This window comes from Amycolatopsis sp. GA6-003 (assembly GCF_046267895.1).
Classification (GTDB): domain Bacteria; phylum Actinomycetota; class Actinomycetes; order Mycobacteriales; family Pseudonocardiaceae; genus Amycolatopsis.
On record NZ_CP176499.1, the window covers coordinates 6,381,272 to 6,401,035 of the forward strand.

General features: G+C 69.5%; 17 protein-coding genes and 1 riboswitch. Of the genes, 10 read left to right on the forward strand and 7 right to left on the reverse strand.

Going from position 1 to position 19,764, the window contains the following annotated elements; translation table 11 throughout:
* Positions 1–74: 74 nt before the first annotated feature.
* The 3 genes from F9C12_RS29115 to F9C12_RS29125 form a co-directional block, all read right to left on the reverse strand.
* On the reverse strand, positions 75–839 hold the full coding sequence (locus F9C12_RS29115; RefSeq protein ID WP_409184959.1) for an ABC transporter permease: 765 nt from the start codon (positions 837–839) through the stop codon (positions 75–77).
* Entirely contained in the window at positions 829–1,827 is a 999-nt protein-coding gene (locus tag F9C12_RS29120) for an ATP-binding cassette domain-containing protein (protein ID WP_409462484.1), read from the reverse strand. Before F9C12_RS29120 ends, F9C12_RS29115 begins: the two co-directional genes overlap by 11 nt.
* Positions 1,828–1,919: 92 nt before the next feature.
* Positions 1,920–2,504: a PadR family transcriptional regulator gene (locus tag F9C12_RS29125; protein ID WP_409184961.1), complete on the reverse strand. Its 585-nt coding sequence runs from the start codon at positions 2,502–2,504 to the stop codon at positions 1,920–1,922.
* Positions 2,505–2,566: 62 nt separating this feature from the next.
* Between F9C12_RS29125 and metG the strand changes: the two genes are divergently transcribed.
* From metG to F9C12_RS29150, 5 genes are all read left to right on the forward strand, one after another.
* Positions 2,567–4,363: a methionine--tRNA ligase gene (gene metG, locus F9C12_RS29130; RefSeq protein ID WP_409462485.1), complete on the forward strand. Its 1,797-nt coding sequence runs from the start codon at positions 2,567–2,569 to the stop codon at positions 4,361–4,363.
* Between the two features lie 290 nt (positions 4,364–4,653).
* Positions 4,654–5,478, forward strand: a complete 825-nt coding sequence (locus F9C12_RS29135) for a TatD family hydrolase (protein ID WP_409184963.1) — start codon at positions 4,654–4,656, stop codon at positions 5,476–5,478.
* A gap of 349 nt (positions 5,479–5,827) precedes the next feature.
* A complete protein-coding gene (locus tag F9C12_RS29140; RefSeq protein ID WP_409184964.1) occupies positions 5,828–7,288 on the forward strand; it encodes a transglycosylase family protein in 1,461 nt (486 codons plus the stop codon).
* A gap of 92 nt (positions 7,289–7,380) precedes the next feature.
* Entirely contained in the window at positions 7,381–8,223 is an 843-nt protein-coding gene (gene rsmA / locus F9C12_RS29145; RefSeq protein ID WP_409462486.1) for a 16S rRNA (adenine(1518)-N(6)/adenine(1519)-N(6))-dimethyltransferase RsmA, read from the forward strand.
* A gap of 748 nt (positions 8,224–8,971) precedes the next feature.
* A riboswitch (SAM riboswitch) is annotated at positions 8,972–9,062 on the forward strand.
* A 216-nt stretch (positions 9,063–9,278) separates the two neighbouring features.
* Entirely contained in the window at positions 9,279–10,292 is a 1,014-nt protein-coding gene (locus F9C12_RS29150; RefSeq protein WP_409462487.1) for a methionine ABC transporter ATP-binding protein, read from the forward strand.
* Between the two features lie 110 nt (positions 10,293–10,402).
* Here the strand turns inward: F9C12_RS29150 and F9C12_RS29155 are convergent, their stop codons facing one another.
* Positions 10,403–10,876, reverse strand: a complete 474-nt coding sequence (locus F9C12_RS29155) for a hypothetical protein (RefSeq protein WP_409462488.1) — start codon at positions 10,874–10,876, stop codon at positions 10,403–10,405.
* A 121-nt stretch (positions 10,877–10,997) separates the two neighbouring features.
* Here F9C12_RS29155 and F9C12_RS29160 point away from each other — a divergent pair, with 121 nt between their 5' ends.
* The 3 genes from F9C12_RS29160 (at position 10,998) to F9C12_RS29170 (ending at position 15,541) form a co-directional block, all read left to right on the forward strand.
* Positions 10,998–11,966, forward strand: coding sequence for a 4-(cytidine 5'-diphospho)-2-C-methyl-D-erythritol kinase (locus F9C12_RS29160; RefSeq protein ID WP_409184968.1), 969 nt, complete (start codon positions 10,998–11,000; stop codon positions 11,964–11,966).
* A gap of 29 nt (positions 11,967–11,995) precedes the next feature.
* A complete protein-coding gene (locus F9C12_RS29165; protein ID WP_409184969.1) occupies positions 11,996–13,765 on the forward strand; it encodes an ABC-F family ATP-binding cassette domain-containing protein in 1,770 nt (589 codons plus the stop codon).
* A gap of 87 nt (positions 13,766–13,852) precedes the next feature.
* Complete coding sequence (locus tag F9C12_RS29170; protein WP_409184970.1) at positions 13,853–15,541, forward strand: fatty acyl-AMP ligase; 1,689 nt, start codon at positions 13,853–13,855, stop codon at positions 15,539–15,541.
* A 198-nt stretch (positions 15,542–15,739) separates the two neighbouring features.
* On the opposite strand, the gene F9C12_RS29175 is transcribed toward F9C12_RS29170, so the two are convergent.
* The 3 genes from F9C12_RS29175 to F9C12_RS29185 all read right to left on the reverse strand — a co-directional run bounded on the left by F9C12_RS29175 (position 15,740) and on the right by F9C12_RS29185 (position 17,541).
* Positions 15,740–16,108: a DivIVA domain-containing protein gene (locus tag F9C12_RS29175; protein ID WP_409462489.1), complete on the reverse strand. Its 369-nt coding sequence runs from the start codon at positions 16,106–16,108 to the stop codon at positions 15,740–15,742.
* Between the two features lie 229 nt (positions 16,109–16,337).
* Positions 16,338–16,931: an aminoacyl-tRNA hydrolase gene (pth, locus tag F9C12_RS29180; protein ID WP_409184972.1), complete on the reverse strand. Its 594-nt coding sequence runs from the start codon at positions 16,929–16,931 to the stop codon at positions 16,338–16,340.
* A 10-nt stretch (positions 16,932–16,941) separates the two neighbouring features.
* Positions 16,942–17,541, reverse strand: a complete 600-nt coding sequence (locus F9C12_RS29185; RefSeq protein ID WP_409184973.1) for a 50S ribosomal protein L25/general stress protein Ctc — start codon at positions 17,539–17,541, stop codon at positions 16,942–16,944.
* Between the two features lie 326 nt (positions 17,542–17,867).
* Here F9C12_RS29185 and F9C12_RS29190 point away from each other — a divergent pair, with 326 nt between their 5' ends.
* Both F9C12_RS29190 and F9C12_RS29195 read left to right on the forward strand, forming a co-directional pair.
* The gene (locus F9C12_RS29190; RefSeq protein WP_409462490.1) at positions 17,868–18,983 is read left to right on the forward strand and encodes a hypothetical protein; all 1,116 of its coding nucleotides are present in this window, start codon (positions 17,868–17,870) and stop codon (positions 18,981–18,983) included.
* Positions 18,984–19,094: 111 nt separating this feature from the next.
* A complete protein-coding gene (locus tag F9C12_RS29195) occupies positions 19,095–19,739 on the forward strand; it encodes an NAD(P)-dependent oxidoreductase (RefSeq protein WP_409462491.1) in 645 nt (214 codons plus the stop codon).
* The last annotated feature ends 25 nt before the right edge of the window (positions 19,740–19,764 follow it).

Here is a 19,764-nt window from a genome sequence, read left to right on the forward strand (position 1 = left end):
GACGGGTGAAAGGCCACCCTACGTCCGGAATTCCGGAGCGGGGTGACCTTTCCCGGCGTGTCGATAGGGTTTGATCAGGCGTTTTCCCGTTGGAAGGTGCGGGTTCCCCACCAGACCGCCAATACGGCCATGACCAGCACGACCACGCCGCCGGTGAACAACGCGTCCATCGAGAAGTCGCCGCGGAAGCTGTTGCGCTCCACGTCGACCACGTGCCGGAACGGGTTGATCTGCGAGATCGTGTACAGCCACTTCGGGGCCAGCCCGGACGTGATCGGGATGAGGATCCCGGACAGCAGCAGCAACGGCATGAGCACCGCGTTGAGCAGCGCCGGGAACGCTTCCTCGCTCTTGAGCGTGAGCGCCAGCGCGTAGGAGCACGACGCCAGCGTGAGCGAGAGCAGGAAGACGATCGCCAGGCTCAGCAGCACGCCGCCGATCGGCGCGTTGAGGTCGAACACCAGGTAGGCGAGCAGGATGATCAGCACCGCCTGCACGACCGCCTGCAACGCGTTCGCCAGCACCTTCCCGAGCAGCAGCGCGGACCGGTGCACCGGGGTGACACGCAGCCTCTCGACCACGCCGGACCGGAATTCGGCCAGCAGCCCGAAGCCCACGAACGAACTGCCGAACAGCGCCAGTTGCGCGATCAGCGCGGGGGTCAGCACCATCCAGCCGTCGACCTCGGACATCCCTTGCGCGCCCAGCGACTTGACCAGCAGCGGGCCGAAGAAGAACAGGTACAGCAGGGGCTGGGCGAGGCCGATCAGCAGCCACGCCGGATTCCGCAGCGCTCCCGCCATGTCGCGGCGGAAGATCAGCCAGGTGTCACGCAGCATCGGACACCTCCGGTTCGGCCGGCGCGGGCTGCTCGGCTTCGCGCAGCGACCGGCCGGTGAGGGTAAGGAATACGTCGTCCAAGGTCGGTCGCGTGACCTGCATCGAGCGGGCCGGGATGTCCTTGGCGTCGAGCGCGCGCAGCAGCTCCGGCATCGCGGTGTCGCCGCGCGGCACCCGGAACCGGATCGACCCCTCGGACACCGCGAGCTCCTGCGCGCCGGGCAGCTGCCGGGCCAGGTCCGCGGCCTCCGCGGCGAATTCGGGATCCACCTCGATCGCCACGCCGTCGCCGGACACCTGTGCTTTCAGCGCGTCCGGATGGCCCTCGGCGACGATCCGGCCGTCGTCGATCACGATCAGCCGGTCGGCCAGCGCGTCCGCCTCGTCGAGGTAGTGCGTGGTCAGGAAGATCGTGACGCCCTGCTCCGCGCGCAGCCGCCGGATGTGCTCCCACAGGTTCGCCCGGCTCTGCGGGTCGAGCCCGGTGGACGGCTCGTCCAGGAAGACGAGTCCCGGCGAATGGATCAACCCCAGTGCGATGTCGAGCCTGCGCCGCTGGCCCCCGGACAGCGTCTTGGTGGCCCGCTGGCCGAGTCCGGTCAGGTCGAGCTGCTCGGTGAGCACCTTGCCGCGGGCGATCGCGTCGGCCTTGCTCATCCGGTACAGCCTGCCCTGCAGCTCCAGCTCCTCGTCCACGCGCGCCTCGGGGGCGGTGCCGCCGCCCTGGGCGACGTACCCGATGTTGCGGCGCACCCCGGCCGCGTCGGCGAGCAGGTCGTGCCCGCCGACGGTCGCCGTGCCCGCGGTCGGTTTCAGCAGGGTGGTGAGCATGCGCAGCGTGGTGGTCTTGCCCGCGCCGTTCGGGCCGAGGAACCCGACCAGCTCACCCGCCTCGACGTCGAGATCGACCCCCTTCACCGCGTGCACCTCGCCGCCGGCTCGGCCCTTGCGGCGGAACCGCCGCTCGAGTCCGCGTGCCGTGATCATGAAATCCCCTCTCCTCCCAGAAGATCAGCTAGTCAATCTTGACTAGCTGACGCGCACACTGTGCCCGAGGACGCCGGGTTAGTCAAATTTGATTACTCGGCTGACGGGCCGAACGCCGAGTCCGGATCGTCGGCCATGACGTACTCGCCCGCTTCGAGCCTGCCGATCAACCCGTTGAGCCATTCCCGGCTGGCGCTGGCGATCCCGCCCCACAGCCGGAACAGTTCGGACACGTGCGGCGGCTTGTTCCAGGTGTCGTCCTCGAGGCCCAGCCGGGACCGGCGCTCTTCCGCCTCGAAGTGGATGAGGTTCTGCCGGAGCAGGCTGATCACGTGCCTGCGGGGCAGCGCGGGCATCAGGCTGATCGCCGCGCACAGCTCCGCGTTGCTCGCGCCCGGGTCGGACAGCCCCTTCGAGAGCAGGACCTGGAACTCCTGCTCGCCCGCGGGCGAAAGCCGGTAGGCGATCCGGTCCGGACCCCCGTCGCCCGGTTCGACGTCGACCTTCTCCAGCAGGTCTTCGGCGGCCATTTTCTTGAGCGCGTGGTAGATCGAACCGGGCTGGACGTTCGCCCACTTGTCCGCCGACCACGACAGCAGTTCGCGGCGCACCTGGTAGCCGTGCGCGCGGCCGAACATCCGCACGACCCCGAGCACCAGCAGACGCGTCGCCGACACCGGCTCTCCCTTCCCCGACCGTCCGGAAAACGCCCTGGAGCGCATCCGTAGGCTAAACAGGTATGAGCACCCCTGTGTTGACCGCGGTGGCCTGGCCCTACGCCAACGGCCCCCGCCACATCGGCCACGTGTCCGGATTCGGCGTCCCGTCCGACGTCTTCTCCCGCTACCAGCGAATGGCCGGCAACCGGGTGCTCATGGTGTCCGGGACCGACGAGCACGGCACGCCGATCACCGTCCAGGCGGACAAAGAGGGGATGACCCCGCAGCAGACCGCGGACAAGTACACCCGCCAGATCGACGAGGACCTGCGCGGCCTCGGCCTTTCCTACGACCTGTTCACCCGCACCACCACCGGCAACCACGCCGCGGTGACGCAGGAGATCTTCCTCGCGCTCAACCGCAACGGCTATGTGGTCCCGAAGACCACCCGCGGCGCGATCAGCCCGTCCACCGGCCGCACGCTTCCCGACCGCTACATCGAGGGCACCTGCCCGATCTGCGGCTACGACGGCGCGCGCGGCGACCAGTGCGACAACTGCGGCAACCAGCTCGACGCGGCCGAGCTGATCAACCCGAAGTCGCGGATCAACGGCGAGACGCCGAAGTTCGTCGAGACCGAGCACTACTTCCTCGACCTGCCCGCGTTCACCCAGACCCTCGGCGACTGGCTGGGCACCAAGACCGACTGGCGCCCGAACGTCCTCAACTTCACCAAGAACCTGATCGACGACATGCGGCCGCGGCCGATCACCCGCGACCTGGACTGGGGCGTCAAGATCCCCCTGGACGGCTGGCGCGACCAGCCGCTCAAGCGGTTCTACGTCTGGTTCGACGCGGTCATCGGCTACTTCTCGGCGAGCGTCGAGTGGGCCCGGCGCAACGGGACCCCGGACGCCTGGCAGGAGTGGTGGACCAACCCCGACGCGCGCGCCTACTACTTCATGGGCAAGGACAACATCACCTTCCACGCCCAGATCTGGCCCGCGCTGCTGCTCGGCCAGAACGGGGCGGGCGACCGCGGCGGCGAGCCGGGCAAGTACGGCAAGCTGCACCTGCCGGACGAGATCGTGTCCAGCGAGTTCCTCACCATGAGCGGGTCGAAGTTCTCCACGTCCCGGGGGACCGTCATTTACGTGCACGACTTCCTGCGGGAGTTCGGGCCGGACGCGTTGCGGTACTTCATCTCGGTGGCCGGGCCGGAAACGCAGGACACGGACTTCACGTGGGACGAGTTCGTGCGGCGGACCAACTTCGAGCTGGCCAACGAGTGGGGGAACCTCGTCAACCGGTCGATTTCCATGGCGCACAAGAACAATGGGGCGATTCCGGCTCCTACCGCGCCTGCTCCCGCGGATGAGGAGTTGAAGGCGTTGTCCCGGCAGGCGTTCGAGACTGCCGGGGGGCATCTGGCTCGGTCGCGGTTCAAGCTGGCGGCGGCTGAGGCGATGCGGGTGGTTACCGCGGCCAACCGGTATCTGTCGGATCAGGAGCCGTGGAAGCTCAAGGACGATCCGGATCGGCGGGATGCGGTGTTGCACACGGCGTTGCAGGTGGTCAGTGACGCCAATACGTTGCTGACGCCGTTCCTGCCGCATTCGGCGCAGAAGGTGCACGAGGCGCTTGGCGGGACCGGGGTTTGGGCTGCGCAGCCTGAGCTTCGGGAGGTTGAGGATCTTGACCTGCCGGATCGGATCAACCCCATCCTCACCGGGGACTACGCCAGTGAGCAGGCCAAGTGGGAGTCGAAGCCGGTTGAGGTTGGGCGGCCGTTGGAGAAGCCGACTCCGTTGTTCGCGAAGCTGGATCCGAAGTTGGGGGAGACTGGGCCGGAGTGGGCTCCTATCATTACTGATTGAGGGTTCGGCTCGTCGCCTGGCGGCGACATTGCTGCGGGGTTGCGTGGGGCACCCCGAAGCCCGATTGTGCTGACGGTTCGGGGGTGCTTGTCAAGGCGGGAAAGATGCCTTGACAAGCACCCCCGAACCGCAGGGCGGCTTCGTATCGGGGTGCGGGGGAGGGGCTGGGTGCCTCGCTGTTTGGGTGCAGTGGCGGCGGTTTAGGGCTGTGAGGGGAACTTGGGGGGATCAGGGGGCTGTGGGGGTTCCCTCACGGCATCTGCGGGTGGGGGCCCAGTAGCTTGGGTGCTATGGGTGACGAGAAGCGCGAACTCCCCCCGATTCCTGATCGGCTGCCGGTGACGGTGGTTGACGCGCACACTCATCTCGACGCGTGTGGTGCGGAGACTGCTGCCGACGTTGCCGAGATGGTTGATCGTGCCGAGCGGGCTGGGGTTGCTCGGGTGGTCACTGTCGCGGATGATCTCGCTGCTGCTCGTTGGGCTGCGGAGGCGTCCACTTGGGACTCGCGGGTGTTCGCAGCGGTGGCGATCCACCCTACTCGTACCAAGGAATTCGGGGTTGCCGAACAGTCCGAAGTGGAGCGTCTGGCGCGGGGGGAGCGGGTGGTCGCGGTCGGCGAGACCGGGCTCGATTACTACTGGGACTACTCGCCGCACGATGCGCAGCAAGCCGCGTTTCGATGGCACATCGATCTTGCGAAGCGGCTGGGCAAGGCGCTGATGATTCACGATCGCGACGCGCACGAGGACGTGCTTCGCATCCTCGACGAGGAAGGTGCGCCCGAGACGGTCGTCTTCCACTGCTTCTCCGGCGACGAGCACATCGCGCGCCGTTGTATCGACAAGGGCTACATCCTGTCCTTCGCAGGCACTGTCACCTTTAAGAACGCGCGCGGGCTGCACGAGGCCGCGCGGATCGTGCCGCGCGGGCAGTTTCTCGCGGAGACTGACGCGCCGTTTCTGACGCCTCATCCCTATCGGGGGCGGCCGAACGAGCCGTTTTGCACTGCTTATACCGTTCGGTTCCTCGCTCAGCTTCGCGGCGAAGCCGTCCACGAGGTGGCCGAAGCGGTCCGGACCACTGCCGAACGCGCATATCGGCTGCCTGCGTGATTCCGTAGTGTCACAACGGGTTGCACGGATTGCGACATTCGAGACCCCGCATTCGTCCACCTGATGAGTGACGCAAGTCACGACACTCCGGGGGGTGTTTGCGCAACCTGCCAACACCCGTTACTGTCCCGTGATCGTGCCGGTCGGTATCGCGCAGCGAAGCCGGCTGATACGCCCACCAGTCACGTCAGTGCACGTCGGGGAAGCGGAACCGGGGTTGGTACGACTCGGAACCGTGACGATGGCGCTGGCTGGGGGTGTCGGACTTGAGAGGCGCGCCTGAGGGCGCGTCGCGAACGAAGGACGACGCGCGCACGACGCGCGGTGTCTTGGGAAAGGGAACGACCCGGTGACTGGTAGTCGGCAGGATGACTCGCGTCTTGACGCGGGTACGGCGTACTTCTCCTCCTCCGAATCTTCGGTGGCCGTGCTCGACCGCGAGCTCGAGGACACCGCCTACGGGCAGCTTGACTTCTCCGACGAACTCCGCGTGACCGAGCAGGACGTGCTCGCCGCGCTCGGCCCGGACGCCGACGCGCTGATGTCGGAAATCGACGTCGACGTGGACGAGCTGATCCGGCTCATCAACGCGGAAACCACGATGCTTCCGCCGCTCGTCCTCCCGGACGAGGTCGAGCAGGACCGCACCGCCTCCCCGCAGGCCAAGAAGGCCGCGGTCGAGGAAGGGCTGCGCGAGGCGACCAAGACCTGGAAGCGCCGCTTCCTCAAGGGCGCCGTGCTCTCGCTGCTGGTCACCGTCGGCGGTGGCGGCGCGGCGGCGCTCGCGATGAACAAGAGCATCACCGTCGACGTCGACGGCCACCAGCAGACCGTGCACAGCTTCGGCGGCACCGTCGGCGAGGTGCTCGAGGACGCGGGCCTGTCGGTCGGCGAGCACGACGCGCTTTCGCCCTCGCCGCAGGCGGCGGTCGGCGACGGCGGCGTCATCAAGCTCGAGCGCGGCCGTCAGCTGAACCTCGTCGTGGACGGCGTGTCCCGGCCCTCCTGGGTCCGCGCGACCACGCTCGGCGAGGCCATGAACCAGCTCGGCATGGGCAGCATGCTTTCCCAGGGCGCGTGGACGTCGATGCCGTCGTCCGGCGAACTGCCGCTGGAGGGCTCGACCGTCCAGGTCAAGACCCTGAAGCACATCACGCTTTTCGACGGCACCAACGCGCCCCGCCAGGTGAGCACCAACGCGGTGACCACCAAGGAGCTCGTCTCCGACCTGAAGCTGAACCTGGGCCCGGACGACGCGATCGAGGGCGGCCTCGACGTCAGCCTCAAGAACGGCGCCGAGGTCCACGTCAGCCGCATGGGCGTGTCGATGGTCAACCAGGAAGAGACCATCGACCCCGAGGTGCAGAAGGTCGACGACCCGACGCAGCTGCAGGGCCAGCAGAGCGTCGAGGACCCGGGCACGCCGGGCAAGAAGCTGGTGACCTACAAGGTCACGAAGAAAAACGGCGAGGAGATCGCTCGCGAGCAGGTCTCGGAGAAGGTCCTCGTCGAGGCCAAGGCCAAGATCATCAAGGTCGGCACCAAGAAGCCGCCGACGCCGGCGATCGGCGACACCGGCGTGTGGGACCGCATCGCGCAGTGCGAATCGGGCGGCAACTGGTCCATCAACACCGGCAACGGCTACTACGGCGGCCTCCAGTTCGACCGCCAGACCTGGAACGCCTACGGCGGCGGGCAGTACGCCCCGACCGCGGACAAGGCCACCCGGGAGCAGCAGATCGCGATCGCCGAGCGGGTGCGCGACGCGCGCGGCGGCTACAGCGCCTGGGGCTGCGGCTACAAGGCCTGAGCACGCTCTGATTTTCCGGCAGGCGGCCGGGAGCCTCGCGCTCCCGGCCGCCTGTTTTCGTCCGCCGCGTCGCCGCTGGGTAGGCTCGTCCGGTGGTGGAACTGCTGGGGCCTGCCGAAATCCGCGGGCTGGCCGACGAACTCGATGTGCGGCCCACGAAGAAGCTCGGGCAGAACTTCGTGCACGACCCCAACACGGTCCGCCGCATCGTCGAACTCGGCGGCGTGCGGCCGGGGGACGTCGTGCTGGAGGTCGGACCCGGGCTCGGGTCGCTGACGCTGGGCCTGCTCGCCGCGGGCGCTCAGGTCGTCGCGGTGGAGATCGATCCGGTGCTGGCCGCCCGCCTGCCGCGCACGGTCGCCGAGCGCGCCCCGGAGGCAGTGGACCGGCTGACGGTGGTCGGAGCCGACGCGCTGCGGGTGCGGGCCGCCGACCTCCCGGCTGAGCCGGTGTCGATCGTGGCGAACCTGCCGTACAACGTCGCGGTGCCGGTGGTGCTGCACCTGCTGGCCGAGCTGCCGTCGCTGCGCAGCGGACTCGTGATGGTCCAGACCGAGGTCGCCGACCGGATGGCCGCGGGGCCGGGCAGCCGCACCTATGGCGTGCCGAGCGTGAAACTCGCTTGGTACGGCCCGGCGCGGAAGGTCGCCGCGGTGCCGCGCGCGGTGTTCTGGCCGGTGCCGAACGTCGATTCCGCACTGGTTTCGTTCACCCGGACCGACCCGGTAGCCGGAGTGGATCGCGCCCGGCTCTTCGCGGTGGTCGACGCGGCGTTCTCGCAGCGGCGCAAGACTTTGCGGGCGGCGCTGGCCGGATGGGCCGGTTCCGCCGAGCGGGCCGGCGAGCTGCTCGCCGAGGCGGGAATCGACCCGAAGACACGCGGGGAACAGCTGGACGTGCACGCGTTCGCGCGGATCGCGGCTGCCGGTCATTGACCGGGACCCCGTCCGCGACGGCGGGCTAGGTTCGGCCGCAAGGCCCAGCTCGTCGGCGGCCCGTACGTCGCGGGGTTCTCCTTCGCCGGATTCCTGGTCGGGATTCCAGCGGCCTACTTCGCGTCCAAGAAGCGATACCAGTGGCAGCAAGGCAACGCGAGCACCTCCCAGTCGCGGAACTCCCCGTGCGTTGTGACCTCTAACGGCGGCCTCGCGGCAGGTATTCCGGATGCGAGCCACTGGTTCCGCTGTGTTGTCCGATGATCTTGCGTCGTCGCTGAGTGTGGGGCATCCATGGACAGACAGCTACTCTCGGTGATCGTGCGCGGACCGCGGAAACCGCCCTCCACCTGTGCCGAGCGCCTCGCCACCCCCTCGGCATTCGGGGGAGCTTGAGTGCTCCGCACCCCCGATTGTTCAGCGGTGCCGCCCGAAGGTGCTTCGCTTCCCTGACCTATCTCGACCCCGCTTCGGCCGCGGGCAGCCCTGCCTCGCGCCCCGCGTCAAGCCACCACTTGACAACGAGAAAACTCTTGTTCCACAAAGCTCTTTGATCGTCCACAGTGGAACGAACTAGTTCGCCGCCGTGGCCCGCCGCCCGGGTTTCGCAGGTCGAGGCACTGTTCGGCGACCGAGGTTCCGGGTTTTCGGGTCCTGGACGCCGGGTCCCGGGATGCGGGCACCACCAGACGTGTGATCTGCACCAACGCGCTTGCGTTCAGCCAATGGGATCGGCTTTACTCGAAAGCGTCCATCCCGAGCGACTGAGAGACCTGGCTCGCCGAAGTCGCAGCAACCACCCTCCGCAGGGCAGGTGCTACCGCCAGGACCGATGGAGGCTGTTTTCGATGAAGAGGGTCACCCGCCCGCTCCTGCTGACCCGCCGGCGCGTAGTCGACGAAGGTCGCCGCTCGGTATGTGCGTGTCGACGCTCCATGGTCATCGCCTGATCGTTTTTTCCGCACTTTCTTGCGCCGTCCACTGTGGACGGTAATTCGATGACGCCTGGCGCGCCCGGAAACTCCCGCCGCGCCTCGTTTGCCTGGAGCCCTTTCGTGATCACTGTCGAAAACGTGTCCAAATCCTTTCCCTTCCACGGAAGCCGGGTCGCCGCGCTGCGCGACGTGAGCGTCGACGTGCAAGCCGGCTCGCTGTTCGGGGTCGTGGGTCCGTCCGGTTCCGGCAAGTCGACCCTCGCCCGCTGCATCGCGCTGCAGGAGCGTCCCGACCGCGGCGTCGTGCGGCTCGACGGCCTCAACACCGCGACCCTCGACGGCAAGCGGCTGCGGGAGATCCGCCGCCAGCTGGGCGTCGTCGGGACCAAGCCGGAGCTGATCGCCGAGCGCACCATCGCCGGCAATATCGCCAGCCCGCTGGAGCAGCTCGGCGTCGACGGACCGCAGCGGCGCAGCCGGGTCGGCTCGCTGCTGGACCTGGTCGGCCTCACCGCCCGCGCCGCGCAGAAGCCGGAAGAACTCACCGACGGCCAGCTCCGCCGGGTCGCGGTCGCCAAGGCGCTCGCCGCCGGGCCCGCCGTGCTGCTCGCCGACGACCCGACCGCGGGGATCGCGGCCGAGGACGCCGGCGCGGTGCTCGCCGTGCTCGACCGGGCGCGCGCCGAACTGGGCGTGACGGTCGTCGTCACCACCCCGGACGCCGACGTCGTCCGCCGGGTCTGCGACGACGTCGCGGTGCTCGACAACGGCGTGGTCGTCGAGCGCGGCACGGTGCTCGACCTGATCTCGACGCCGGACAGCTGGACCGCGCAGGCGGTGCTGCCGTCGATCGAGACCTCGCGCGCCCAGGCCGCGAAGTACGACCGCGCGGTCGACGTCGTGCTGATCGGGTTCGCGTCGGTGGGCGCGCTGCTGCCCGAGGCGGCCAGCCGCTTCGACGTGGAGCTCGCCACCATCGGCGGCGGCCTCACCCGCGTCGGGGACACCCCGATCGCCCGGTTCCGCCTCGGCGTCCGCGGCGAGCGGGCCGACGCCGCGCTGTCCTGGATCTCCGACCGGGGCGCGCACGTGATCCAGCCGGCTCGCGGTCCGCAGAGCGTCGTCGCCGCCTGATTTCCCTTACGCCGAACCGTTTTTCCGAGGGCCGCCCCATCCAGATGGGGCGGCCCTCGCCGTCTCCGCCGGACGCGCCGCCCGAGGAATCAGGACACACGGGCAAAGTTTCAGGACAACCGTCCTGAAGTCTGTCCACTGTGGTCGTTCCGGCGCAAGATCGCCGCGAGTTCCGGATCCGCGTGTGCCTCGGCGGTCTGCTTCCACTTCGCCACCAGCGTGGCGAACGGCACCGGGCTGCCGAGGGATTCGGCTCGTTCCAAGGTCTCGACCAATTCGCCGGCGAACGCGTGCAGCTCTTCCGTCGACAGGTACCGCGCCCACGGGAACGCGGCGGGCAGCGCCTCGGCGGCGAGCGCGGCCGTCTCGGCGCTGCGCCGCATCAGCTCCACGAGGAGCGTGACGGTCGCCGAAAACCCGGCCACCGCCTGTTCCGCGCGCTCGGCGGTGACGAGCAGCAGATCGGGTTTGTCCTTCTCCCGTCGGCGAATCCGCACCGAACGGCTCGGCGCGGCCTCGAGCCGCTCCACCACCCGGCGCGGGCGCAGGGACAGCTCGGACAGGTTCACCTCGGGCGCGCGCATAGTTACAAAGTAGTTCCAAATTAGCTCGTCTGGCCACTCCGCGGCGACGACTGGGGGAACTTCCGTGCCGACGTTTTCTCCTGGCGGGACCTGGCGCGGGCCAGCCACGTAGGCTGGACGGGTGCTCGCCGTAGTTCCACCACCAGTCACCGTCCGGGTCCCGGCCAAGGTCAACCTGCACCTGGCCGTCGGAGACCTGCGGGCGGACGGATTCCACGAGCTGGTCACCGTCTTCCAGGCGCTTTCGCTCACCGACGAGGTGACCGTCGCGGCCGCCGACGAGCCCGGGCTCGAGGTGTACGGCGAGGGGGAGCGCACGGTGCCCACCGACGGCGCCAACCTCGCCTGGCGCGCGGCCCGGGAGCTGGCCGCCTACGCCGGACGGCCGGACGCGGATGAGCCGAAGGTGCGAATCGTGCTGCGCAAGGGCATTCCGGTCGCCGGCGGCATGGCGGGCGGAAGCGCGGACGCGGCGGCGGCGCTGGTCGGGCTCTCGTCGCTGTGGAAGCTCGACGTCACGCGCGACGAGCTGGCCGCCATCGCCGGCCGCTTGGGCAGCGACGTGCCGTTCGCGCTGTATGGCGGCACCGCACTCGGCACCGGCCGCGGCGAGCAGCTCGTGCCGGTGCTCGCGCGGCACACGTTCCACTGGGTGCTGGCCTTCGACGAGGAAGGCCTGTCCACGCCCAAGGTGTTCGGCGAACTCGACCGGCTGCGCGCCGACGGCAAGCCGCCGCGGATCGGGTCGCACACGCCGGTCGTGGAGGCGCTCGCGTCGGGAGATCCTCGCCAGCTCGCCCTCTTGCTCGGGAATGACTTGCAGGCGGCCGCGGTGTCGCTGCGGCCCGGCCTGCGCCGCACGCTGCGTGCCGGGGTGAACGCGGGCGCGCTGGCCGGATGCGTGTCCGGCTCCGGGCCGACCTGCGCGTTCCTGTGCTCCGACGCGGAAACCGCGGTCGAGGTGGCCGCCGAACTCTCCGGTGCCGGAGTGTGCCGGACGGTGCGGGTCGCGCACGGCCCGGTGCCCGGCGCGCGCGTGGTGGGCGGCGACGACGCCCCGCGCAACGCGCCGCCGCGCGTGCACGCCTGAATCAATAGTCCACAGTGGAAAGGATCCGGATGGCCAACCTGGTCAACCTGGAATCGGTGAGCAAGTCCTACGGCGTGAAGCCGTTGCTGGACAACGTTTCCCTCGGGGTCGCGCAGGGGCAGCGGATCGGCGTCGTCGGGCTCAACGGCGGCGGCAAGACGACGCTGCTCGAAGTCCTTTCCGGACTGAGCGAGCCGGATTCCGGCCGGGTGAGCCAGGTGCGCGGGCTGCGGATGGCCGTCGTCACCCAGCGCACCGAACTGCCGGCCGGAAGCACGGTCGGCGACGTCGTGCTGCAGCGCTATGGAGCCGAGCACGAATGGGCCGCCGACGCACGCGTCCGGTCTATTGTGGACGGTCTGGGCATCACCGCGATCGGCCTCGACACCCCGACCGCGAACCTGTCCGGCGGCGAACGCCGGCGCGTCGCGCTGGCCGCCGCGCTGACCGGCGAACTGGACCTGGTGGTGCTGGACGAGCCCACTAACCACCTTGACGTCGAAGGCGTCCGCTGGCTCGCCGACCACCTGCTGGGCCGCCGGGTCGCGGTCGTGGTCGTGACGCACGACCGGTGGTTCCTCGACACCGTCGCGAGCCTCACCTGGGAGGTCGCGAACGGCCGGGTCGAACAGTACGAAGGCGGTTACGCCGACTGGATTTTCGCGCGTGCCGAACGGGCCCGCCTCGCCGCGACCGCGGAGGAGAAGCGGCAGAACCTGGCGCGCAAGGAATTGGCGTGGCTGCGCCGCGGCCCGCAGGCGCGTTCCTCGAAGCCGCGCTACCGCGTCGAGGCCGCCGAGGCGCTGATCGCGGACGTGCCGCCGCCGCGCGATTCCGTGGAGCTGATGGCGTTCGCGAAACGCCGGCTCGGCAAAACGGTGCTGGAGCTGGAAGACGTTTCGCTGTCCGTCGGCGACCGGACGTTGCTCGACCACGTGACGTGGCGGATCGGCCCGGGCGACCGGATCGGTCTGGTCGGCGTGAACGGCTCCGGCAAGACCACGCTGCTGAAGCTGCTGGGCGGCGACGTCGAATCGTCGACCGGGCGGCGCGTGCAGGGCAAGACGGTCGCGCTCGCCCACCTGCGCCAGGAACTCGACGACCTGCCCGCCGATCTTCGCGTGCTGCAAGCGATCGAGCAGGTTTCGGGCCGGGTCGTGTTCGGCAAGCAGGAGATGACCGCGTCGCAGCTCGGCGAGAAGCTCGGCTTCCCCGCCGCCCGCCAGTGGACGCCGGTCGGCGACCTCTCCGGTGGCGAACGCCGCCGGCTGCAGCTGTGCCGGCTGCTGATGGCCGAGCCGAACGTGCTCCTGCTGGACGAGCCGACGAACGACCTGGACATCGACACCCTGCAGCAGCTCGAAGACCTGCTCGACGGCTGGCCGGGCACGATGGTGGTGGTCTCGCACGACCGGTACCTGGTCGAGCGGGTCTGCGACGCGACGTACGCGCTCCTCGGCGACGGCAAGGTCACCCACCTGCCGGGCGGGATCGAGGAGTACCTGCAGCGCCGCGCCCGCGCGAAGGAAGCCGCGCCGCGTCGCGAGGCACCCCCGGCGGAGAAGACCGAGGCCAAGCGCAGCGCGGCGGAAACCCGTGCGGCGCAAAAGGAATTGGGCCGGTTGGAGCGGAAGCTGGACCAGCTCGCGAAGCGCGAGGAGAAACTGCACGCGGCGCTGGCGGAGGCGGCCACCGACCCGGAGAAGCTGATCGAGCTGAACACCGAACTGAAGGCCGTGCTGGCGGAGAAGGACGACGTCGAGGCGCGGTGGCTGGAGACGTCCGAACTCGCTGAGTGACCCGTCCGCACGCTGTCTGCCGCCGGACATCCGCTGTTCACGCCGCCGCGGGCGGGCCCGGAAAAACCGGACAGTAATCTGACGCACATGAGTCGGTTTGTGGACACACTCGTCGGGAACGCGGCGGACCGGGGGCAACGGCGCGGCATGGTGACCGGCGAGCCCAAGGAGCCGGTGCGCCGGACCTGGGCGCAGGTGCACGACGAAGCGCGCCGGATCGCGGGCGGGCTGGTCAGCGGCGGATTGGCGCCGGGGAGCGCGGTGGCGGTGCTGGCCGCGGCGCCGGTGCTCATCGCGCCGACCGTGCAGGCGGTGTGGCTCGCAGGCGGCAGCGTGACGATGCTGCACCAGCCGACCCCGCGCACCGACCTCGCCGCATGGGCCGAGGACACGGTGAAGGTGCTCGCGATGATCGGGGCCGAACTGGTCGTGCTGGGCGAACCGTTCGACCAGCTCGCCCCGGTGCTGGAAGGCAAGGGCATCGGCTACCGGCTGATCTCCGAACTCGCGGCCGCGCAGCCGCTGGCCGAGATCGTGGAGACCGCCGAGAGCGACACCGCGCTGCTGCAGCTGACCAGCGGATCCACCGCGGAACCGAAGGCCGTCCGGATCACCTACGGCAACCTGTACACCAACGTCAAGGCGATGGTCGACCGCGCCGAGTTCGAGTTCGACACCGACGTGATGGTGTCGTGGCTGCCGACCTTCCACGACATGGGCATGGTCGGCTTCCTGACCGTGCCGATGACGTTCGGCGTCGAACTGATCAAAATCACCCCGGTCGAGTTCCTGACCGGCCCGCTGATCTGGCCGGAGCTGATCAGCAAGTACGGCGGCACCACGACGGCCGCGCCGAACTTCGCGTACGCCATCGTCGGCAAGCGCATGGCCCGGGTCGAGGACGACAACGCCTACGACCTGTCGAAGCTGCGCATCGCGCTCAACGGCGCGGAGCCGATCGACGAAACGGCCGTCGCGACCTTCGTGGACGCCGGAAAGCGGTTCAAGATGCCGCCCGAGTGCGTGTTCCCCGCCTACGGCATGGCAGAGGCGACGCTGGCGGTCTCGTTCGCGCCGCTGTTCACCGGCCTCACGCTGGACGTAGTCGAAGCGGACGCCCTGGAAGCGGACAACCGCGCGGTGCCGGTGCCCGAAGACGACCCCCGCCGCGGCACGGACGCGGTGCGCTCGTTCGCCCTGCTAGGCCGCCCACTGGACGGTCTGGAAGCGGACATCGTCGACGAATCCGGTGCGGTACTGGGCGAACGCCAGGTCGGCGAGATCCGCCTGCGCGGCGAGGCGGTGACCCCGGGCTACCTGACGGTCAACGGCCCGCTGGACACCCAGGACGCGGACGGCTGGATGAAGACCGGCGACCTGGGTTACCTGGTCGACGGCCAGATCGTGATCTGCGGCCGCCGCAAGGACGTCATCATCATGGGCGGCCGCAACCTGTACCCGACCGACATCGAACGCGCCGCCGGTTCGGTCGAAGGGGTCCGAGCAGGAAACGCTGTCGCGGTCCGCCTGGACGCGGGCAGCCGCCGCGAACGCTTCGCCGTGGTCGTGGAGTCCAAACTGGCCGGTGACGCCGCCGAGGAAAACCGCCTGGCCAAGGAAATCGCCGCCCGGGTCCGAGACGCAGTGGACATGCGCCCCTTCGCCGTCGTGGTCCTCCCCGCCGGAAGCCTGCCGAAAACCCCTTCCGGCAAGGTCAAGCGGGCAGCGACCGCAGTGCAGTACGCGGACAAGATCGCGAAAAACGCAGACGCCTAACTGCCGCCGCACCCGGCCAACCAAGCAGCCAGCCCCGGCCCCGCACCCCGATACGAAGCCAACAACGCGGTCTGGGGGTGCTTGTCAAGGCATCTTTCCCGCCTTGACAAGCACCCCCAGACCGTCGTCACACTCAGCTTCGGGGTGCCCCACGCAACCACCGCCCCGCGAGGTGCGAAGCACGAGCCGTCGGGGACCTCACCTCCCAGGCAACCCCTCCACCGGCGCCTCAGCGACCACCGGCCAAGAAGCCCGTCCAGCAGTGGCCTCGGTATGGTCCCGGCTCCCCGGAATCACCGGAGCCCTCCTTCCGGACCTCTCGGCCAGCTGCGCCTCCACCTCGTCGAGAAACTCGTCGACCTCGCGCTCGTCGTACCCGCGCTTGCCGATCAACGGCTTGGAGAACAGCACGTGGTGGACCTCGGCCGCGGTGAGATCGTCCTCGTCGGCGAGCGTTTTCGCGATCCGCCGCACGAAGTCGTCGACCTCCTGCTTGGCGTAGCCGCGGCGGCCGATCGGGGCGTTACCGAAAGCGACCTCAGCGAGATCCTCGGCGGTAAACGGCATGGATCATTCTCCGATTCAGGGTCGGGGTGGTGCGAACTCCTGAACTCCGTCCTAACTGGTCCCAGCCACCCCGGGAAGCCCGCGCCCGCCCGGACGACTCGATCAGGGCCCCATAAGCCACCCATCGAGTGAGAAATCGATCACGCACCGCCACAACGGCTCACCCACAGGCACCCCGGGCCGAAGTGGTCCTTGAGGCCGCATCCGGGTGAAACCCGGCATGGCGGGGTCAGGCGGCGTGGAACGCGTTCTGCGCCGCGGCCAGTCCCCGCGAAATCAGCGCCTCGGTGGCGTCCGCGCACCGGTCGATCTCGAACGGGAGCTCCTTGCGCTCGACCGTCGAGAAGTCCTTCAGCACGAAATCCGCCGGATCCTGCCGTCCCGGCGGCCGCCCGATGCCGAACCGCACGCGGTAGTAGTCGCGCGTGCCGAGCGATTTGGTGATGGACCGCAGTCCGTTGTGGCCATTGTCGCCGCCGCCGAGCTTGAGCTTCAGCGCGCCGAAGTCCACGTCCAGCTCGTCGTGGACCACCACGACGCCGGACGGCGGGACCTTGAAGAACCGGGCCGCGCCGACCACCGGGCCGCCGGAGAGGTTCATGAACGACCGCGGCTTCACCAGCACCACGCGGGACCCGGCCAGCCTGCCCTCGAGCACCTCGGCCCCGCTGCGGTGGGCCTTGAACTTCCCGCCGATCCGGCCGGCCAGCTCGTCCAGCACCATGAACCCGACGTTGTGCCGGTTCCCGGCGTACTGGGGCCCGGGATTGCCAAGGCCGGCGAGCAGAATCAGCTCGCCGGCCCCGGGCAGGTCTTCACTCACGAAAGCGAGTTTATTCGGCCGCCTCGGCGGCGGCTTCCTCGGCTTCGGCGTCCTCGTCAGCGGCGCCGCGCGGGGCCTCGTTGACGGCGACGACGAGCGCCTCCGGGTCGGTGACCAGCTCGGCGCCCGACGGCAGGCTGATCTGGCCCGCGTTGATCTGGGTGCCGGCCTCGATGCCCTCGACGGAGACCTCGAACTGCTCGGGGATGTGCAGCGCCTCGACCTCGACCTGGATCGTGTCGATGTCCTGGGCGACCAGGGTGCCCGGGGCGGGGGTGCCGGAGACGACGACCGGAACGTCGACGGTGACCTTCTCGCCGCGCTTGACGACCAGCAGGTCGACGTGCTCGATGTAGTTCTTGAGCGGGTGGACCACGATGGTCTTGGTCAGCGCCAGCTCGATGTTGCCCTGCAGGTCGAGCGTGATGACGGCGTTGGTGCCGTTCTCGCGCACGACGCGGGCGAACTCGATGGCCGGCAGCGCGAAGTGCCGCGGGTCCGAGCCGTGCCCGTAGAGCACCGCGGGGATTTTGCCGGCGCGACGGGTGCGGCGGGCGGCACCCTTTCCGAACTCGGTGCGCGGTTCGACGGAAAGACGTACCTCGGACACGGTTTAGCACTCCTTCAAATCACACGACGTGCGGCAGGGGGCGGCGGGATCGTCGATCTCTGCTCGGGGGCGGCTGTGCACGGCGGCGAGATTGCGGGCGTGAGCGGACCACGGGGCTTCTCGAGCCGCCGCGTCGATCACGCCGGGCACCTACCGGCGCACCCGCCTCGCCGAGACAACCCGAGAAGTGTAAACCAGCCGGTCCGCACCGGCGTGCACCGGGTCGGGGCGGCCTCCCCCGGCCGGGTGGGTGACGACACAATTCCCGTCCCGCTCGCCGTTCCGGCGGGGGTGGCATGATTTCCGCGGATAGAGGGGCGGCCGACATGCGGGCTCGATGGACAGCGACAGCGCTGGTGCTGGTTGGCGGGCTTCTCGCGGGCTGCCAGGTCGCGGTGACCGGCACGGCGGGACTGTCCGATGCCGACCGGCAGCTGGCTACTCAGCGTGCACAGCAGCAGACGGCGATCGACGCCGCGCTGCGGGCGCTGGAGCAGGCTCCGGCACTGCAGTACGACGCGACGCTGAAGGACGGCGCCGGCACCCCGGCGACGCTGACCTACCGCGTCGCGCGCGACGGCAACGGCTTCGGCGCGCTGCCGTTGGAGGGCAAGCCGGTGCGGATCACCGAACCGAACGGGCAGCTGTACCTCGCCGCCGACGCGGACTACTGGAAGTCGCACGGCCTCGAGGAGAACAGCACCCAGTTCGGTTCCGGATGGGTGCACACCGTCGGCAGCGAACTGCCGGTCGACCCGGCCGCGCGGATGCCCCCGGCGAAGCTCGCCGGCGAACTGCGCAAGGCGCTCGGCGGCCTCGGTTCGGGCGCGCCGCGGAAGCAGAAGCTGCCGGACGGCACCGAGGTGTACGACCTCGGCGGCGCGCTGCAGGTGACCACGGCCGAACCGCACCGGGTCACCGGGTTCGCGCCGGCGCTGCTCGATCCGCGCGGCGGCCCGAAGCTGGGCGCGGCGTTCCGGGTCCGGCCGCTGGGCGCGGCCGAGATCAAGCAGTTCCACACCGATTTCGACGCCGCGGTCGACGCGCTCGGGCAGCCGTTCGACGGCCTCGCGCAGGCGAGCGTCACGGTGCTCAACGACAAACTCGACTGCCAGGACTACGTCGGTTCCTGCAAGACCACTGTGGACGTTTCGAACAGCGTCGTCGGCAACCAGCCGGGCTCGAAACCGAGCGTGCACATCAAGCTTTCGGTGGAAATCAGCGCGGACACGCTCGGCTCGCAAAGCTGCGCGACGGAGGGCGACGCCGCCGCGGACGCGACCATCACGATGTCCTGCTCGGTCAAGTTCACCCTGCCCAACCGCACCGCGAGCTACCAGGTGCTGGCGAAGCCGACGGCGGTCGCCGAGGTGCGCTCGCCGGTCGACGCGAACGCGCTGAAGGCGAAGCTGGCCGCCGCGTTCGCCGCGCTCGGCGGCTGACCTGCACGCTCACCTCGGGGTGCGTTGCTTCCGTTGAAGTAGCCGAAGATCCGTCCCTACCATCGCCTGTGTCGAGAGCGTTGAGACGGACTTTCTTTCGAGGAGCGGCAAATGAGCAAGCTGGTGGTGTTCGGCGCGACGGGATTCGCCGGTAGCCGGATCGTGGACGAGGCGCTGCGGCGCGGGCACTCGGTGACCGGGGTCGCGCGCAAAGCCGAGGGGCTGCCGTCGGAGGTCGAAGCGCGGGCGGGGTCGATGCACGACGCGGAATTCGTCGCTTCGGTGGCCAAGGGCGCGGACGTGCTCGTGATCGCGACGCCGGGCCGCGCGGACGAGGAGGGCCGCCGCCTGGTGGACGCCCTGCCGACGCTGGTCGAGGCGGCCCGCGCGAACGGTGCCCGGCTCGCGGTCGTCGGCGGTGCCGGTTCGTTGCGGGTCAGCGAGGACGGGCCGCGCTTGATCGACACCCCGGAGTTCCCGGAGGAGTACAAGCCGGAGGCGGGCAGCCACGTCCTCGTCCTGGAGGCGCTGCGCGAGCTGCCGGACGACGTCGACTGGTTCTACGTCAGCCCGGCGGCCGAGTTCGGTTCCTGGATTCCCGGCGAGCGCACCGGCACCTTCCGGCTCGGCGGCGACGTGCTGGTCAGCGACGCCGACGGCCGCTCGCACATCAGCGGCGCGGACCTGGCGATCGCGTTCCTGGACGAGATCGAGGAGCCGAAGCACTCGCGCGCCCGGTTCACGCTGGCGTACTGAACACCGGACCCGGTGGTGCGGTTTC

Excerpts from the sequence above, each read along its gene's own strand:
- F9C12_RS29115 (WP_409184959.1), bottom strand. The coding sequence starts at position 839 with ATGCTGCGTGACACCTGGCTGATCTTCCGCCGCGACATGGCGGGAGCG.
- F9C12_RS29120 (WP_409462484.1), bottom strand. The coding sequence starts at position 1,827 with ATGATCACGGCACGCGGACTCGAGCGGCGGTTCCGCCGCAAGGGCCGA.
- metG (WP_409462485.1), top strand. The coding sequence starts at position 2,567 with ATGAGCACCCCTGTGTTGACCGCGGTGGCCTGGCCCTACGCCAACGGC.
- F9C12_RS29135 (WP_409184963.1), top strand. The coding sequence starts at position 4,654 with ATGGGTGACGAGAAGCGCGAACTCCCCCCGATTCCTGATCGGCTGCCG.
- F9C12_RS29155 (WP_409462488.1), bottom strand. The coding sequence starts at position 10,876 with ATGCGCGCGCCCGAGGTGAACCTGTCCGAGCTGTCCCTGCGCCCGCGC.
- F9C12_RS29165 (WP_409184969.1), top strand. The coding sequence starts at position 11,996 with ATGGCCAACCTGGTCAACCTGGAATCGGTGAGCAAGTCCTACGGCGTG.
- F9C12_RS29170 (WP_409184970.1), top strand. The coding sequence starts at position 13,853 with ATGAGTCGGTTTGTGGACACACTCGTCGGGAACGCGGCGGACCGGGGG.
- F9C12_RS29175 (WP_409462489.1), bottom strand. The coding sequence starts at position 16,108 with ATGCCGTTTACCGCCGAGGATCTCGCTGAGGTCGCTTTCGGTAACGCC.
- F9C12_RS29190 (WP_409462490.1), top strand. The coding sequence starts at position 17,868 with ATGCGGGCTCGATGGACAGCGACAGCGCTGGTGCTGGTTGGCGGGCTT.
- F9C12_RS29195 (WP_409462491.1), top strand. The coding sequence starts at position 19,095 with ATGAGCAAGCTGGTGGTGTTCGGCGCGACGGGATTCGCCGGTAGCCGG.